Genomic DNA, 16,966 nt, shown 5'->3' on the forward strand with positions numbered 1-16,966 from the left:
CGCCCCGACCACAACATTCTAAACATATCTCTCCCGAGTAACCTCCAGGAAGTGTTTACTGTATGGACTACCTGGAAGAGTTTCCAGTTCTCTTCATCGATGACGAAGGGCAAGTCAGGGACGCTGGTTGCGGAACTATCCCGGTTCAAAGCGCTTTACGACGGCAACAGCCCGATCGAGGAGGTCTTTCCAGACCTGGTGCGCCAGTATCCCGCCAGGTATGCGGGGCTCGGGCTTGCGGACCTCTGCCGGGAGATGCACGGGTTCCTCCGGGCGGAGTCGATCCCGGTGGTTGTCCGGGACGTCTATTCGAGGCTTCCGGAACCGGTGATGACGCCGGCGGAGGCTTACCGCCGCCTTGTGCGTGGAGAGGTGGTGCAGGTGCCTGCGGGCGAGATCGAGGGGAAGACCGTCGCAGTGATGGTCGTCCCCTACCCGCTCGGCATCCCGGTCATAATGCCCGGGGAGCGGTGCGGCCAGGAGACACGGGCGGTTGTGGATTACCTCGAGATCCTCCAGGAGTTCGACAACCTCTTTCCCGGGTTCGAGAACGAGGTGCATGGCGTGGACGTCGTTACGAGGGAGGGGCGCCGGGTCTATTACGCCTACTGTGTTTCGGAGTGACGGCGGTCAATCCCGCACGCTGCCGCGGGCGAGCGAGGCGAGGATTCCCGGGGTGCAGAGGGCGGCGAAAGCGAGGAAGATCACGGTCGCGAAGAGGTACGATGAGGCCACGAGGCTGAGCGAGACGGCGTCGAGGTCGAACTCTGCTGCTATCGACGGGAGCGCGATGTTCACCGCCGAGCTCATGAACGGGGTGAGGAACGCGGCGAGGGTGGCGATGATGAGGACAGTCCGGCGCTGGACGGCAACGGGGGCGGGCATGGGGGTGCTTTGACGCGGCACTTATTTGAGTTTGGGACGGCCGGGGAGTAAAGGGTTGTGATATTGCGCTCCTCTGGGGGGCGAGGAGGGGCGGCGGCCGGGCGGAGGTCGATGATGTCATCGATCTTCACGGTGCTCACGCCCCGGACGTCCCGTCCGTTGCACTCACGAATCATCGCAAGTCACCCTTTCGGCGTATCGACCCCTTTCTCTGCGGAGAAGCCGCACAGCAGAGCCCGACGGCTGCTCGAACTTCTACTCCTGATCCATTGCGTAGCCTCCGCGGCGCAGACCGCATGATTTTCCTCGCCGCGAGAACAGCCTTCCTCCTGTGTCCGTGCTCCCCGCAGCCGGATCGATCGTCTCACTTTCACAAACAGCCAACGGACATGTAGATGATTGTGAGAGAAATGCTATATAAGCCCGGGTCTATCCTCTTATGCGGAAGCTCAAAACAGCGTTCACAAAACCGCGGAGGCTCACCCCATCCAACCAAGACCGGGTGAACCCCCCACTGCCCGAAGGCGAAAGAGTTGTTCGCATTCCATGTATTTGGGTGTACCTCTTTTTGCCTCCGGGGAGGTTATCGGAGGAAAAGCAAATGAACGGAACCATTGGAATGCGGGCACTCTCCGCGCTCTTCGCCGTGCTGCTGGTGAGCATGGGTGTTGTGCCGGCAATGGCGTGCGAGCCGGGGGACGCCTTGCGGCGATGCCAGAGAAGACCTGCAGAAAACCGATCTGTCAGGCTTGGAGAAGTACGAAGCTGTCGCTTCCGCTCTGAACTTGGATGATGTGAAAAAGCTCTCGGACATCTCGCGCTCTGAAGACTTTAGTATGATCGTCGACAACGCGAAAGCGTTCTCCTTCGAGAAGGAACTCGAAGACGGATCAATCAAGCATGCAACGGCTGTGGTACTGCCCATCGAATCTGTTATTGAAAAAGACGGTTTGGTCCAGACATCGAACATCGTTGCAGTCTGGGACGGTGACAATGCTCGGGTACTCAAGTACACATGCATTTTCCAGGAAAAATCCCTGTACACACTCGATTTCAGCATAATCGATGTCAATGGAGATGTGGTTAAGGAAACCATTATCGATGAGGGCTCATTCATCAAGGAAACGTCGGAGCATCTCTTTGCAACAGAGGAGGACCCGGATTACTGGCAAAGAGTTGTTTACTGTATCACCTTGAATTGTGCTTGTGCGCTTGCTGGAATCCCTTGTCCTGGAATATCGGTCTGTGAAATTTGTATTGTGTTGTTACAACCATGTGTTGTTTTTATGACTCCATATACCTGCGCCCCTGCCGTAGCTTGCTTAGGAGTGGAAATAGCCGCATGTATGTACGACAGCCTGTAAATCAGATAGATACCTCTTTTTTGTGGAGTGTGCTATGACAACACAGCAACGCTACCAATTTGTAGTGGTTATCGTATTACTCGGACTCGTTTGTTCCGGTTGTTTGGAAACAGGCGCTGATACGGATACGCTTCTGCAAAATACCATAGAAAAGCAGGCGAATGCCGAGAGCCTGGCATACATCGAAGAGCTTACTTTATATCTAGGGAATGAAACGAAGACAGTTGAATATGATGTACTTTTAAAGAAACCGGACAAATTTCGAAGAATCGAGAAGAGCGGCTCATTTATACGCTCGGAGATTACTTCCAATGGAGATATAGTCTGGATCTATGATCCTGAGAAAAATACAGTGTTCATTAGAAATCTGACATCATCAGAGAAACTACCAGAACCTGCGATCTATGCATTGTTGAATGATAATATCTTTGAAAAATACATGGTAACAGGTCAAGAAATGGAGTCGAATAACCCAACTCCGGCTTATAAGATAGAACTGGCTTCTCACGAGTCGGATAACGAAGATACGAGAGAGTATCTGCTGTGGATCGATCCCGATGGTCTCATCCCGTTGAAGCTGGAGAGTTGGGACAAGGGCAATCCGGTGCTAACCCTGGAATATCGAGATTATTCGATAAATTGCACAACAAATGATAGTGATTTCACCTTTACGATTCCTGATGATGCATCGGTGATGTACATATGAAGCTCGACCCTATCATCAAGGAGGCACTCTGGCGCTCGGTTGTAGTCTTTGTCGTGTCGATTATCATCGTCGCTATCATCATCGCGACAGCTCCCCTCCCGATACCTGCGTTCTTGTTGTTTCCCCTAGCATTGACGATCGCTGCAGTATATTTCTGTCTTATGGTGTGGTATGGACGAAAGGCAGCCGGACGATCAAAACCCCATGCATATCCTCCGTCATCCTCTCCGGTTAGCGGATACAGGGAAGGAGAAAAGATGCAGAGGCGAGCCGTTGTCGAGAAGGTGACCGACGCCGTCCTTGCCGTCGTGATCTTCCTGATCTATCTCTATGCGTCCCGTGCATCCTCCATCAACCAGGTCTTCTGGCTCCCTGTCCTTGTCATCATCGGCCTGCTCCTGACGCGCATCGTCTTCATCGATGGCGGCGAGCGCCGCATCACCCTTGTACGATCGGTTGTCTTCTATCTCATAGTCGCCGCGATCGTTGTTCTGCGCTACCTGGCACTGGGATATCCCGTTGTCCCCCTCCTCCAGGCAATCGCGCTTGTCGGCATCGTTGCTTTTCCCATCCTCTATATCTGGGAACGACGACGCACACCGAAGGGAACGGATTGATGGCTGAGGGATGGCCTGTGGAGTGATCGATGTGCCTTGGCACATCTCTGCAAATGGCGGAGGGCTCATGATCGTAAAAGCGGTGCAGGTACTTGCCGTTCTGCTCATCGCGTGCACTCTGTGCATTCCTGCAGCCGCAGCCTCAACGATCTCCCTCGAATATTACCACATGGACCGGTGTCCGGACTGCAAACTGACTGATCCGCTGATCGCGGACCTGGAAGGCTCCTACGACGGCGCCCCCGCGATCGAATGGATCGATGTCGAAACCGTGGACGGATGGGAGCGATGGAACGCATACGAATTTCTCGAAGTCCCGGCCGTAGTCATAAACGGCGCCATTAAAATTCCCAAAGAGGAGATCACCGAAAAGAACCTCAGGGTGGCGATCGAGCAATCCCTTGCCGGTGCTGAGCCGCCGGAGAACTCCCCGCCGATTAACTGGGACATCCCGTTTGCATTCTCCCTGGGCCTCTTCTCCGGTTTCTCGCCCTGCCTGATGGCAATCCTCGGATTCATCCTGGTGTACGTCACCGGGTCGGGCACGGGGTTGAGAAGCAGTCTCCTGAACTCTGTAATATTCGGCCTGGGGCTGGTCGCCGCGTATATCATCCTGGGGTGCTGCTTCCTGCTGGCGGGGATGTCCCTCGGCGGTTTTGGCCCTTACCTCGCCATAGCAGCAGGGATAATCACGATACTCGCCGGGGTGAACCTACTCGGGTTGATACGGCTCCCGGTCTCCACTGACAACTATGTTAAGTCATCCATACAGAAGCATGCGACCACCTTTGTCGGGTTGTTCATACTGGGCATGATATTTTCGATCGTCAAGGCCCCGTGCGCCGCACCGATGATCCTCGTCCTGCTGAGCAGAATCCTGATCGACGGCACCGTGCAGGATTTATCGCTCCTGCTGGTCTTCGGAGCCGGGGTGCTCACGCCGTTTCTCGGCGTCGGAGTACTCGGGGGATATGCCTCGTCGAGCAGGATACGGGAATACAGGGATGTAATTCGAGCCGGCAGCGGGATTCTTTTGATAGGATTCGGGGTCTGGATGCTCTTCTGGGGATAAATGGAGCGCCGGATCCGGCGATGTCCGTCCGGATCGGTCAGCACCCGGTTTGTTAGTCTGCCTCGCCGCAAGAAAGACCTTTCTTCTCCGTCCCCTTCTTTCAGAGCAGGTTGATCGCCTCACTTTTACGAACAGCCAGCGGACGTGTAAAGGATTGTGAGAGAAATTATATAACTCCTTAAGCCCAGCCCCCCTATGCGGATGCCCGAAGCGCGTTCGCAAAAACGTTAACGAAGGAACTGCAATGAAATTACGTATTTACTCATACATCGCAACGATAATCCTCGTCGTCCTTGCCAGCGCCGGGTGCCTAGAACCCACCGAAACCGGCCCGGTCGTAAATACCACCCTGGAACCCACACCGGAGCCCTGCGAGACATGCACCGTCCCCGAGGGCTTCTGCGGCCCACCCGGGGTCTGCCCGGGGGAGCCGGTGAACGGCGTCTACGCCTTCACGGACAAGGATGTCTACCGGATCGGGGAGGTGGTGGAGTTCGGCATCGTCAACTGCGGCGATGAGCCGGTGGAATTCGGCAGCCCACGCCCATGGTGGATTGACAGATGGGTCATGAACGAATCAGGATGCATGCCGGGCAATTGCACCGACGGCACGTGGGAGCCCATAGCCGATGGGGGATATGCTCCGACCGTGATGTGCTTCCTCGACCCCAGAGAGAACTGGACAGTGCAGTGGAATACTACAAACTGGTGGGATACTGCAGAGGCGAGCGGAAGTCCTGTATGTCCATATGATATTCGGATTCACGACGACCCCCTTACTCCTGGGACGTACCGGGTGCGATATGGGCCCAACTTTACCAAGGAGTTCGAGTTTGTGTGACGCGGAATAACCCCGGCCACCGGAGGCACAAGGATGTGCGCACAAATGGAGAAACCGCAATGAAACCACAAATTCACCCATGCATCGCGATGATAACTCTCATTGCCGTCTTCGCGACCGCCGGGTGCCTGGAACCAGCCAGCACCGCCGTAAACGCCACCCCAGAACCGACACCGGAACCCTGCGAAACGTGCACCGTCCCCGAAGACTTTTGCGGCCCGCCCGGGGTCTGCCCGGGGGAGCCGGTGAACGGCGTCTACGCCTTCACGGACAAGGATGTCTACCGGATCGGGGAGGTGGTGGAGTTCGGCATCGTCAACTGCGGCGATGAGCCGGTGGAATTCGGCAGCCCACGCCCATGGTGGATTGACAGATGGGTCATGAACGAATCAGGATGCATGCCGGGCAATTGCACCGGCGGCACGTGGGAGCTCGTCAGCAATGCGGGATGTGCTCCGACCGTGGTGTGCTTCCTCGACCCCGGAGAGAACTGGACGGTGCGTTGGGATACAGGGGCGAACCGAAGTGAGACCATATACATGATGGTGGCGGACAACCTCACTCCCGGGACACACTGCATCTGGTACGAAGGCGGCTATGCCAAGGAGTTCGAGTTCGTGTGAGCGTAACGGCAGCACAGGCATGCTGCGGCTTCCGTGTGCGGATGCGCTGCGGCAGCAGCGCAGACGGGGCGCTCCACGCGAAAAAAAGGGTAGTGTCCCGGAATATAACTGAAAAAGTTTTTCATAGAATCTGACCGTATTACGTTGAGCAATACCCTGCGTTCATACCAAAAGCTCACATTGGGGAGTTTTTCCTACTATCAGTTGTTTCTTGGGGCACTGCTGGCACCGTTGCCGATGGTGGACAATAGTGTACCCTGTACGGCGGCGCCGTGATAAGGGTTTCATCTCCAGAAAAGGGATGTAGTATCCCGAAATCATTTGACACCAGACTTATATGTGGGTGTGAGCAAGCTCTCCGATCGGGATATCCGAGGTATCATTCGTCAGTGGAAGAGAGGGCGGCCTGTTCGTGACCTTGCGGACTATCATCACGTGAGCCGGCAACGGATCTACCAGATTATCGCAGCGTACCGGCAGACGGGGTGTTATCCGTATCCACAAACGCCAGGAAGAAAGCCCGCTCAGATCCCGCACGAGACTGAAACTCTCGTCCTGGCCGCTCATGACCAGTATTCTCTCGGCCCCACACATCTCGAGAAGAAGATCGAAGAAGTGGATGGGATGCATATTCCCCACAATACGATTTACCGGATCCTGCTGGAGCATGGACGGGTGGAGGTCTGCATGAAGAAGCGGAAGCAGCGGAAATGGGTGCGCTATGAACGTGACCACGCAATGTCACTCTGGCAGGGAGACTGGAAGATGATCTCATTGGATGGCCAGAACCGATGGCTCATCGCATTCATGGACGATTCCTCCCGGCTCATCACCTGTTATGGGGTCTTCGACCGACCCACGACTCACTTCACCATGCAGATCTTGGAACAAGGATTCCGGGAATACGGAACGCCCCTGGAAATCCTCACGGACAACGGTTCACAGTTTGTTTCAGCCAGGAACCCAAAAACGGCAGATCATACCTTTCGAAAATTCCTTGAGTCCCATGGGATTCGGCATATCAGAGCCCGGGTGAATCATCCCCAGACCAACGGCAAGATTGAGAGGTTCTTTGGCGAGGTCGAGCGAAGAGCACATAGATTCGGATCCGTGGATGCAGTGGTGCGGTGGCATAACGAGATCAAGCCGCATAGCAGTCTCGACTATGACGAACCTGCCCATGCGTTCTGGTATCGCCTGCCGCCGGAACGGATCCTTGGGTACGCACAGAGGTGGATGGATGCGCAAGAGTGATATATGTAAAATTAATTCGGGATACCACATCTCCAGAAAAGGGATCAAACCCCTTACTTTTGGCAGAAACCTGCCGACGTGTAAAGAAATTGGACAGAATTTCTAAATAACTCTGTGTTCAAGCCATTGTGTGGATGCTTCAGAGCGGCGTCCGCAAAAGATCTGGGGCTACCCATCCCTGGTTGACGACCGGATGACGCGCCCCGCGTGCCCGGAGGCAAAGGGAACGTACGCGTTCTGCGTACTTAAGGTTGTGCCTCTTTTGCCTCCGGGGAGAGAAACTGAAGGAAAAGTAAATGAACAGAAACATTGGAATGCGGGCGCTCTCCGTGCTCCTGGCAATGCTGCAGGTGAGTGTCGCGATGGTGCCGGCAGTGGCTGCACAGAGTGAAAAGCGCTTTGAAGAGGAATTGCTGCAAAACATGGGTATAAAAGTAAACAGCATTGATACAGAATTGTGTGACTACAAAACTGTTGGAGACACGGTTTTCTTTAATGGGAATGTCAAATTCGATGCAGAATCTGGAGTAAGCGGGAAATTTGAGCGAATTTACGCAGACCAGCAAGTTAGTGGCTATTATTCCAAAAATGGCTCTTACCATATCGAATCCGTTGGTACAAACTACCGTTCAGCAATAGATGCGCAAGTGATTTCAGAAAGCTCCGATGCTATTACACTCAAAATTGAGCAAGTGGTGGTTAAGAACGGAGTTGTAAAAGTGTCAAGCGATATAGTGACCCTCCCGAAAACCGAGCGTCCTGATATCAATGATTTTGGTGGTGTAAGCAGTATTGGCCTAACAAGCGATAAAACAAAGATTGACTTACCGAGTATGGCCCCGCCAGGATCGACTTTAGTATTCAATGACGTACAATATTTCTATCTTGTGTACGGCACTGCTGCTCTTGCAGTGGTTGCTGCTTATTTCGGTGTGTTACCCGCAGTAATTCTCGGTTTGGCAGCTGTAGCTCTTGAAGCTGCAGCTGATTACGGCGATTTCGATACAGAGGACTGTTACCTTGATGTCTGGCTTGTTCCCGAACCGCATCCCTCTGCCCCTATCCTCATAGAGGTTGACTATATATATTTAAACACCTTTTTTTCTTTATGTGATGCTTATGATTCGTAATTATCTGCCGTTATTATGGAAATTGGTATTCACTCTTGCAGTAGTTCTTCTCATCGCAAACATTTATGAGACTATACAAAGCGGTCATTATGACTCTCTTAGGCAGTGGGTGTTTTTTGCCCTTTTTTTCACGAGCCTCATCATTCGATTCATCAGTGAAAAAACCGCAAAAAATACTTGATTTTCCCCGAGGTCATCCCGATACGCCCCTGGTTAAAATGAAGCGGTGCATGCTTGGGACAAAACCGAGCCGGAAGCCCATAACGAACCCCCTGTGATAGAAATGACTGCAGAAATACAGAAAAAAGGAAAAATCATGGGTATCGTATCTTCACATACACTTTGGAACTTACGATATGGATAATTTGATCGCACCAGGGGTTTTTTAGCAATCGAAGGTCTAGGAGCGGCACTGGCCGTAATATTGGGACTAGCTACTCTCCCCGCACTAGCCTTGGCCACGGCGATTGCAGGAGCGTTAATCTTCGGCGCCTGGTACTACAAGAATCTAGATGGAAGTCTGGACATGTATTTCAGTAATCTGACTCTTGCACTCATTCCTGTGTACCTGGCGATGCCGGGACCACAACCGATTGTCGTGAGACTGGGATCGCACGATGTGCCGGTGCTTATATAACCAATATGAGCCCATTTTTTGGGGTTGAATTCCATGAACCGAAAAAAAATAATTATTGGATTCACGATCTTAGGTTTTATTATATTGCAGTTTGTTTTCTATAGGCTCATAGGTATCTGGGAAGAAGGCGCGAAACACGGTTTTTCCCAGGTCACGTTCATACTTGGAGTGGTCCTGGGCGTAGCATACGCCTACTTAGCATATATTGTTGACACACGCCTTCTCGACGATCCGTAGAACTATTTTATTACACCGAATGGAAAACGGCTCAAATGAAGACAGATTCAAACGAGAGACCGAGCAGGGCAAGGGGAGCAGTACTCGGGCTACTATTGGCAATCACATGGATCGTTCTTATTCTATTGCTCGTTGAACGCATCTTCTTCCCTCATCAGGGCGGCGGCATTCAAAATCCCGTCATCAACTGGCTTTATATCGGTCCCATGGTGTTCCTCGTCTGCGCCGGGAACTACCTGATGTACCAGCGGAAAGTAGGAGGTACCGAAGCCGCTCGTGGCGCAGCTGAACTTAAAATTCTCTTCTTTGGCGTTTTGCTCTGGTTCCCCGTCACACTGGCGCTGTTTCTCATGCAGTGGGGCGGTCACGGGCAACTGGGTTCGATGGTAGGGCTCCTGACCATGCTCATTATGCTCGCTATTTACACGTTGTGGGAGAGACGGCAGTACGGAGACATTCTCCTGAAAGCGCAGAGCAGGACAATTCACGTTAAGGTAGCGGAAACGCGAGATCACTATCTGTCCCCGGTTTTTCTCTCTCACACCGGGGTAGTGCTCCATTAAATCACTGGTATCACATTTCTGGTGTCTCCACATATTATTCACATACTTTTATTTACTATCAGGAATAGTATTGCCCATGTCCCGTGCCCGCAGTTCCGGCACGATGACCTGCCAGAATTCTGCATGCCGGTTCTTCCAGCTTGAGGAAGGGAAAGATCTCATTAAGAATGGGAGGAATTGTGCTGGGAATCAGCAGTATTTCTGTAAACACTGCCAGACGTTGTCAACGGCGGCGTAACTTTGTGCACTTTCGGCGGTCTCAGTACTTCTCTAATTTTCAAGTAGGCGTATCCTGTGCCAAATCTGGAAACCAGCACAAAAGCGAAAGATCTATATGGGTTGCAGGCATCCCCTCATGCCTTTTGCCCAAAGGAAGAAGACAACCTGCAAGAAGATTAGCACCCTGAAATCGAAAGAATGTTGTGCTTGTGCGGTCACGGCACTGAATCAGCACCTGACCATTCCAATCCAGGGACGGCTCACCCAAACCGACCTGTTTCAGGCGCTGATTGGCATGGCCGCGATGAACCAGTCGATTCACTCGATCACCGGGCTTTTAGAGCACGTACCCTGTGAGACGTCCTTCCGATATCACCTGAAGAAACTCGACATGGACGAGTTGGAGCAGAAGAGCACTGCTATCCTCACCCATTTCGTACACCACGTCCTGAAGCCCGGGAACGCGTATCAGTTCGCGATCGACTACACTAACGACCCCTATTACGGGGAGACTACCGATGAGAACAAACCCTTTATCATCCGGAGCAAGCGCAAATAGTCGACGAACGAGTTCTATTCCTACGTCACCCTGTACGTGACCACCACAGATCGGCAGATGACGCTGGCGATGTACCCGGTGCGCCAGGGGATCTCCAAGGTCGAGTATATCGCCCGCTGCCTCGACCGGATCGCCGAGATCGGCCTTGAGATCGAAGCCCTCTGCCTGGATCGGGAGTTCTACACCAAGAAGGTCTTCGGGTTTCTGACCCGGGTGCAGGTGCCGTTCATCGTCTCGGTCAGGAAACACGGTAAACGGATGAAAGAATTACTCGAAGGAACGCAGTCCCGGTATGCCGAATACCGGATGAAAGCCAAACCGCCGCTTCTCCTGACGATCGCGATCGCAGTCAAGTATGCGAAAGGCAAACGAGGAAAGCACGGTGTCGAGAACCTGGGTTACGTCGTCGGTAGCCTTGCGTGGAACCCGCTTCGGGTGCACCAGACCTACCGATCCCGGTTCTCGATCGAATCGTCCTACCGGATGCGCAACCAGGTGAAACCCCGGACAAGCACGAAGAATCCGGTGATCCGCTATATCTATGCCATTATTTCCTTCCTCCTCAAGAACGTTTGGATCGCTCTTTTGTGGATGCATTTCTCCCCGGTGAAGCGAGGGCCCAGAACCATCGACATGCGCGCTTTCCGGTTCGACTACTTCATTGTCATAATCTGGGAAGCGATTCGGGCATCGATGAGGATGGTGAAAGGAATTCCCATCCTACGGAATCCGGTTTAGAGAAAAGGGGGTGAGAAGACGTTGAATAAAACGAGAGGGAGGATGAATTTAGCGAAGTACTGAGTCCGCTATACGGAAACATTCGGCCAATCTGGCCGGGTTGTTCTTTCTGGGTATGCTGTTTCGATCGTCAAGGCTCCGTGCGCCGCACCGATGATCCTTATCCTGCTGAGCAAAATCCTGGTTGACGGCACGGTACAGGACCTCCCGCTCTTACTGGTCTTTGGAGCCGGAGTGCTCACGCCGTTTCTCGGCGTCGGGGTCATCGGTGGATACGCCTCGTCGAGCAGGATACGGGAATACAGGGATCTCATTCGAGCGTGAAGCGGGATTCTTTTGATAGGATTCGGGGTCTGGATGCTCTTCTGGGGATAGATGGAGCACCGGATCCGGTGGTGCCCGTCCATCCAGATCAGTCGGGACCCGGTTTGTCAGCCTGCCTCGCCGCAAGAAAGACCTTTCTTCTCCGTCCCCTTCCTTCAGAGCAGGTTGATCGCCTCACGTTTGCGAACAGCCGACGGACGTGTAGAGGGATGTGACAGAAAACATAAATGGCTTGACGCCTATGTCCTTGTGCGGATGCCCAAAATGCGTTCGCAAAACCGCGGAGGCTCACCTCATCCGTCCAAGACCGGGTGAACCCCCCACTGCCCGAAGGCAATAAGTAACCTTGCATTCCATGAATTTAAAATTACGCTTCTTTTGCCTCCGGGGACGTTATAGGAGGAAAAGCAAATGAACGGAACCATTGGAATGCGGGCACTCTCCGCGCTGCTCGCCGTGCTGTTGGTGAGCGCGGGTGTTGTGTCAGTGGTGAGTGCAACGAACAACCCCTCAGGCAGAACCCCATAATACAACGTTTCGATTGGTTGATAATGTCCAACCTCCCCTCTTTGACTGGAGCGGTGTCGAGCCAGCGTCGCCAATGACAGGATCCGACCTAACGACGATCATCCTATCCGAAGCATATGTTACAAAACAGGTAGGACTGCAATCCCCCGGAATCGTTGAATTATCTCTTCCCTTTTCCGCATTCGGAGAATCGGATTGTTCTGTAGAAAAATCTCCAGACTACCTGATACAGGTAGGAATTGCTGAAGATGATCCTGTTATGGTTTTAACAATACCCGATACGATGTTTAGGTCATTGAATGACGATCCTAACCGCATCGACCTGAGTTTTCCGCTTGAATACTTTTCGCATTACACAGATATCAGTACTTACTATCGACAGCACCCGGAGAACACCGCAGACAACTCTCGATTCAAATTATCAGATAGCGATCTGGATGCGATTAATTCACTTGAAGTTAATATCGAACGTGATGTGCAGCCATACCTCTCCAGAGTAAGGTTTATGGCCGATTCAGGAAACGAAATTACATACCTTACAGGAAAAATTAGGCCTTATTACTATTCAAATTCCGGAGCTAGATACACGATTTTCCAGGAGAGAGAAATAAATTTAAACCGTTTCGATGCATCAGGGGAACCCCTTGACACAATTGAAATTGTTGTCGAGTACGAAGACGCCCTTCCCGGAGTGGGGAACATCAAGTTATATCCGGTAGTATATGACGAAGGTTCTCTGATTTATCCAGGTCCCGACCCGTATATCGACGTATCCAGATCATCCCTCCCTCACGAGTATAATTACTATGTGTCCATCGGTAGTGGTTCTACGTTGGGAAAATATGAGATCTGGCTCCAGGATACGACAACCGAAGAATGGCTGGGGTACTATTATTACGATGACGATAGCGATCCGAGTCAATTCATCAAGCGAAATGTAGGGTCATCGGAGTTATTCCTTTGGGACAGCTCGACCTTTTCCTTTGATGCACGCACATCGCCGATAATGGATGAATGGTGCAGGCAGGGAAGTACCTGGAACAGACCAGCAGACGTATTCTCATACTACGACCGACAATACGATTCTTATGTGAGCACGTCGTATTCAACCGGGTCGGGTATAATCTATACACACACCTACTGTAGTGGAAGTGGTTCATCTTAGATTATATCTATTTTTTAATTTACGGAGGAAAAATCACGTGAAGCCTCACTATATCATGGTAATACTCTCGTTTATTCTCCTCACCGCGGGGTGCATCGAGCCCATGACCACCGATCCCGCAGAGGTTACGCCGTCGCCCATAACCGAACTTCCCCCCGATAATGCACCGTCACTCCGGGATTCAGCCTTCATCAGGATCGAAGCGTGGGAGGACCCCGCCGAATACACGAGTTTCTCCCCGCCGTCATACATCCCCAAGGAGTATACTCTTTACGGCCTCCTGATATCCACCGCCTGGAACGAGTCCTACGGCCACTACACGACGATCGGCGAGACCCTGCGCTACGCACGCAACGACACGATGCAGAACGCATCGTGGACCACCGATATGACGCTTCTCGACGTCACCTGGAGCAAATACGGGTATAACCCCTATGCAAAAGATCGGATTATTCACAATGAGCCGGAACCCGTTGACATAAACGGGTATACAGGGCTGATCTACGAGACCGAATCGGACCGGCTGATCGTCTGGACAGCGGCCGAGAACGCTACGTATCACGTGCGTGGGTCTCTCGACCGCGAAGAGTTGATCCGGGTGGCGCGGTCTATTCCCTGAAAACCACCACCATCTCATTTTACAGGGAGGGGAGTCGGACGACAACTCCGTCTTACCGTAGGCCACAAGCCCAGCCACCACGATCACCGGCGGCAAGAAAACAGTATTCGGAGCCGGGAACGAACTCGGCGCCCTCTCCCACCGGCTCGTCGGCCAACACCGCCGATAAAACAACCCTTCTTCTCTCCCTCCGTCCTCCAGAGCAGGATCGAGCGCTGTGCTTTTGTGAATGACCGGCAAACGTGTAAAGAGATCGGATTCTCGGTATGTACCTGGCATGGGACTGGAGTGCAACATGGAGAAAGCCTCACGCGAACGCAGGGCAGGAGTAAGGTATCCAGCGAGGTAATCTCTCCTCAAACCCCATTTACCCAGACGTTGCTCGCTGTATCGGAGAGTTCGCCCCAAAACTCCTCAACCGGGAGGAGCACGCCCAATCATACCTGATGGTGCTCACGCTCCGGACGGCACATCTGAAGAATCGGTTGGACCCGGTCTTGTCCCGGCAGAAGACCCGGGCCAACCCCGAAAAAGAGTAGTTATTCTTCCTTCAGCATCGCGTTGATCGCTGCCGCCGCACGCTTCGCCGAGCCCATCGCCTCGATCACCGTCGCCGCGCCGGTGGCGATATCCCCTCCGGCGTAGACGTGGGGGATCGACGTCCGGCCGTTCTCGTCGACTACGACGTTGCCCCTCCGGCCGCGTTCGAGGCCCGGGATCAGGGAGACGAGGAGCGGGTTCGGGCTCGTGCCGATCGCCTGGATGACCATGTCCACATCGAGAGTGAACTCACTCCCCTCGATCGGCTCTGGGGACGGGCGACCGCTTGCATCAAGGTCGCAGAGAGACATCTTCACGCACTCAATCCCCGAGACGCACTGCTTACCGAGGATCTGGGTCGGGTTCGTGCAGGTGAAGAACTCGATCCCTTCTTCCTTTGCGTGCAGAACCTCCGCCCTCCGTGCCGGCATCTCCTCCTCGCCGCGGCGGTAGATCAGGTAGACCTTCGCGCCCAGCCGGCGCGCCACCCTGGCAGCATCCATCGCGACGTTTCCGCCGCCGATCACCGCGACGCGATCCGCGGGCAGCACCGGCGTGTCGAACTCCGGGAAGGCGTCGGCGTGCATCAGGTTCACCCGCGTGAGGAACTCGTTTGCAGAGTAGACGCCGTTTATGCTCTCGCCGGGGATGCCCATGAACGCAGGAAGCCCTGCCCCGGTCGCGAGGAAGACCGCGTCGTAGCCCAGGAGTTCATCGACACTGACGCTCCTTCCCACCAGGTGGTTCTTCTCCAGCCTGACGCCGAGAGCAAGCACCTGGTCGATCTCTGCCCTGACTATATCCTTCGGGAGTCGGAACGCCGGGATGCCGTAGGCCAGGACACCCCCCGCCTCGTGCAGCGACTCAAAGATGGTTACGGCGTGGCCGGCACGGGCGAGGTCGGCCGCGGCGGTCAACCCCGCCGGGCCTGAGCCAACAACTGCAACCCGTTTTCCGGTCGGTCTCGCCACGTCGGGGAGGGTCGGGTTGTTCTGCCTCTCCCAGTCGGCGACGAACCGCTCGAGTGCGCCGATCCGTATCGGCGTCTCTTTGTTGCCGAGGACGCAGACCCCCTCGCACTGCGTCTCCTGCGGGCAGACCCGGCCGCAGATGGCCGGGAGCATGTTCTGGTCCTTGAGAGACCGTGCGGCCGCCGGGAAATTGCCTTCCGCAACCTGATGGACGAACCCCGGGATATCGATCCCGACCGGGCAGCCCTTCACGCAGAGCGGTTTCTTGCACTGGAGGCAGCGTTCTGCCTCGGCAACGGCCTCATCAGGGGTGAGGCCGAGGTCCACCTCCTCAAAATCGTGGATCCGGATCTCGGCCGGCCTGTCACCCATGGTGGCCACCCCCCTCGCCGCAGCGGCACCGGTGCTCTGCGAACCGCTCGAACGCGGTCTTCTCCTGCGAGGTGTAGATCCGCTGCCGCTGCATCAGGTTGTCAAAATCGACCTGGTGGGCATCGAACTCGGGGCCGTCGACGCAGGCAAACTTTGTCTCACCGCCGACGCTCACCCGGCAGGAGCCGCACATCCCCGTCCCGTCGACCATGATCGGGTTGAGACTCACGTAGGTCTTCACGCCGGCTGGCGCCGTCACGGCGGAGGTGACCTTCATCATGATGGCGGGGCCGATGATCCAGACCCGGTCGATCGTCCTCTCCTCGAGCAGTCTCTTCAGGACGTCGCTTGCAAAACCGTGGACGCCCCTGCTGCCGTCGTCGGTTGTTATGTAGAGTTCGTCGCAGATCTCGCGCATCTCGTCTTCCAGGATGAGAAGGTCTGCGCTCCGCGCTCCGATGATCCCGATGACGTGGTTCCCAGCGCGTTTCAGTTCCGCTGCGATGAGGGGCGTGCTCGCGATCCCGACACCGCCGCCGACCACACAGCATGTGCCGTAGTTATCGATCTCGCTTGGTCTTCCAAGCGGTCCAGCAACGTCCATTATGCTCTCGCCGGCCTGGAGGGTCGCAAGCTCCTCGGTTGTCTTGCCCACGGTCATAAAGATAACCCTAACCGCATCTCCCCGGGCCGCGGAGATGGTGAGTGGTATCCGTTCGCCCTTCTCGTGCAGGCGAACTATGAGAAACTGTCCTGCCCGTGCGTGCCGCGCAACGTGTGGCGCGTGGATCCAGTACTCGTAGACCCGGTCGGCGAGCCTGGCCGCTGATTCTATCCTGTACAACCACTTCACTCCTGAATGGTCCTGGTTGGTCTGCCCTCAAATGCAGTTAACGCTTCGTATACATTGTGGCTCCAGCCTCTTTACTGCAGCTATTCTGCGCAGGGCAGGTATCCCGGGAACCGGCGGCACCGGATCCTGAGTTGAGGTGAAGATACGAA

General features: G+C 54.3%; 18 protein-coding genes. 15 read left to right on the forward strand and 3 right to left on the reverse strand.

What is annotated here, in order from left to right:
* The first annotated feature begins 99 nt into the window (after positions 1 to 99).
* Positions 100 to 624 (forward strand): Orn/Lys/Arg family decarboxylase, encoded by a 525-nt coding sequence (locus R6Y96_RS03840; protein WP_318622199.1) that lies wholly within the window; start codon positions 100 to 102, stop codon positions 622 to 624.
* Positions 625 to 630: 6 nt separating this feature from the next.
* Here R6Y96_RS03840 and R6Y96_RS03845 read toward each other — a convergent pair whose 3' ends face one another.
* Positions 631 to 906 carry a hypothetical protein gene (locus tag R6Y96_RS03845; protein ID WP_318622200.1) on the reverse strand — a complete coding sequence of 92 codons (276 nt, stop codon included), beginning with the start codon at positions 904 to 906 and terminating at the stop codon, positions 631 to 633.
* A gap of 728 nt (positions 907 to 1,634) precedes the next feature.
* Here R6Y96_RS03845 and R6Y96_RS03850 point away from each other — a divergent pair.
* The 14 genes from R6Y96_RS03850 to R6Y96_RS03915 all read left to right on the forward strand — a co-directional run bounded on the left by R6Y96_RS03850 (position 1,635) and on the right by R6Y96_RS03915 (position 14,081).
* Positions 1,635 to 2,249 carry a hypothetical protein gene (locus tag R6Y96_RS03850; protein ID WP_318622201.1) on the forward strand — a complete coding sequence of 205 codons (615 nt, stop codon included), beginning with the start codon at positions 1,635 to 1,637 and terminating at the stop codon, positions 2,247 to 2,249.
* A gap of 34 nt (positions 2,250 to 2,283) precedes the next feature.
* Entirely contained in the window at positions 2,284 to 2,955 is a 672-nt protein-coding gene (locus R6Y96_RS03855; RefSeq protein WP_318622202.1) for a LolA family protein, read from the forward strand.
* 257 nt (positions 2,956 to 3,212) lie between these two features.
* Positions 3,213 to 3,572 carry a hypothetical protein gene (locus R6Y96_RS03860; RefSeq protein WP_318622203.1) on the forward strand — a complete coding sequence of 120 codons (360 nt, stop codon included), beginning with the start codon at positions 3,213 to 3,215 and terminating at the stop codon, positions 3,570 to 3,572.
* 67 nt (positions 3,573 to 3,639) lie between these two features.
* On the forward strand, positions 3,640 to 4,644 hold the full coding sequence (locus R6Y96_RS03865) for an urease accessory protein UreH domain-containing protein (protein WP_318622204.1): 1,005 nt from the start codon (positions 3,640 to 3,642) through the stop codon (positions 4,642 to 4,644).
* Positions 4,645 to 4,888: 244 nt separating this feature from the next.
* Positions 4,889 to 5,485, forward strand: a complete 597-nt coding sequence (locus tag R6Y96_RS03870) for a hypothetical protein (RefSeq protein ID WP_318622205.1) — start codon at positions 4,889 to 4,891, stop codon at positions 5,483 to 5,485.
* A gap of 59 nt (positions 5,486 to 5,544) precedes the next feature.
* A complete protein-coding gene (locus R6Y96_RS03875; RefSeq protein ID WP_318622206.1) occupies positions 5,545 to 6,108 on the forward strand; it encodes a hypothetical protein in 564 nt (187 codons plus the stop codon).
* A gap of 345 nt (positions 6,109 to 6,453) precedes the next feature.
* Entirely contained in the window at positions 6,454 to 7,362 is a 909-nt protein-coding gene (locus tag R6Y96_RS03880; RefSeq protein WP_318622480.1) for an IS481 family transposase, read from the forward strand.
* Between the two features lie 296 nt (positions 7,363 to 7,658).
* The gene (locus tag R6Y96_RS03885; protein ID WP_318622207.1) at positions 7,659 to 8,492 is read left to right on the forward strand and encodes a hypothetical protein; all 834 of its coding nucleotides are present in this window, start codon (positions 7,659 to 7,661) and stop codon (positions 8,490 to 8,492) included.
* Positions 8,493 to 9,401: 909 nt separating this feature from the next.
* The gene (locus R6Y96_RS03890; RefSeq protein WP_318622208.1) at positions 9,402 to 9,929 is read left to right on the forward strand and encodes a hypothetical protein; all 528 of its coding nucleotides are present in this window, start codon (positions 9,402 to 9,404) and stop codon (positions 9,927 to 9,929) included.
* Between the two features lie 355 nt (positions 9,930 to 10,284).
* Positions 10,285 to 10,707, forward strand: a complete 423-nt coding sequence (locus R6Y96_RS03895) for a hypothetical protein (RefSeq protein ID WP_318622209.1) — start codon at positions 10,285 to 10,287, stop codon at positions 10,705 to 10,707.
* Between the two features lie 57 nt (positions 10,708 to 10,764).
* Positions 10,765 to 11,445: a hypothetical protein gene (locus R6Y96_RS03900; protein WP_318622210.1), complete on the forward strand. Its 681-nt coding sequence runs from the start codon at positions 10,765 to 10,767 to the stop codon at positions 11,443 to 11,445.
* A gap of 153 nt (positions 11,446 to 11,598) precedes the next feature.
* Positions 11,599 to 11,769, forward strand: coding sequence for a hypothetical protein (locus tag R6Y96_RS03905; protein ID WP_318622211.1), 171 nt, complete (start codon positions 11,599 to 11,601; stop codon positions 11,767 to 11,769).
* Positions 11,770 to 12,310: 541 nt separating this feature from the next.
* A complete protein-coding gene (locus tag R6Y96_RS03910) occupies positions 12,311 to 13,462 on the forward strand; it encodes a hypothetical protein (protein WP_318622212.1) in 1,152 nt (383 codons plus the stop codon).
* Positions 13,463 to 13,499: 37 nt separating this feature from the next.
* Entirely contained in the window at positions 13,500 to 14,081 is a 582-nt protein-coding gene (locus R6Y96_RS03915; protein WP_318622213.1) for a DUF4367 domain-containing protein, read from the forward strand.
* 539 nt (positions 14,082 to 14,620) lie between these two features.
* Here the strand turns inward: R6Y96_RS03915 and gltA are convergent.
* Both gltA and R6Y96_RS03925 read right to left on the reverse strand, forming a co-directional pair.
* Positions 14,621 to 15,964: an NADPH-dependent glutamate synthase gene (gene gltA, locus R6Y96_RS03920; RefSeq protein WP_318622214.1), complete on the reverse strand. Its 1,344-nt coding sequence runs from the start codon at positions 15,962 to 15,964 to the stop codon at positions 14,621 to 14,623.
* Positions 15,957 to 16,817: a sulfide/dihydroorotate dehydrogenase-like FAD/NAD-binding protein gene (locus R6Y96_RS03925; protein ID WP_318622215.1), complete on the reverse strand. Its 861-nt coding sequence runs from the start codon at positions 16,815 to 16,817 to the stop codon at positions 15,957 to 15,959. Before R6Y96_RS03925 ends, gltA begins: the two co-directional genes overlap by 8 nt.
* Positions 16,818 to 16,966: the final 149 nt, after the last annotated feature.

This window comes from Methanoculleus receptaculi, assembly GCF_033472595.1.
In the GTDB taxonomy this organism is placed as follows: domain Archaea; phylum Halobacteriota; class Methanomicrobia; order Methanomicrobiales; family Methanoculleaceae; genus Methanoculleus; species Methanoculleus receptaculi.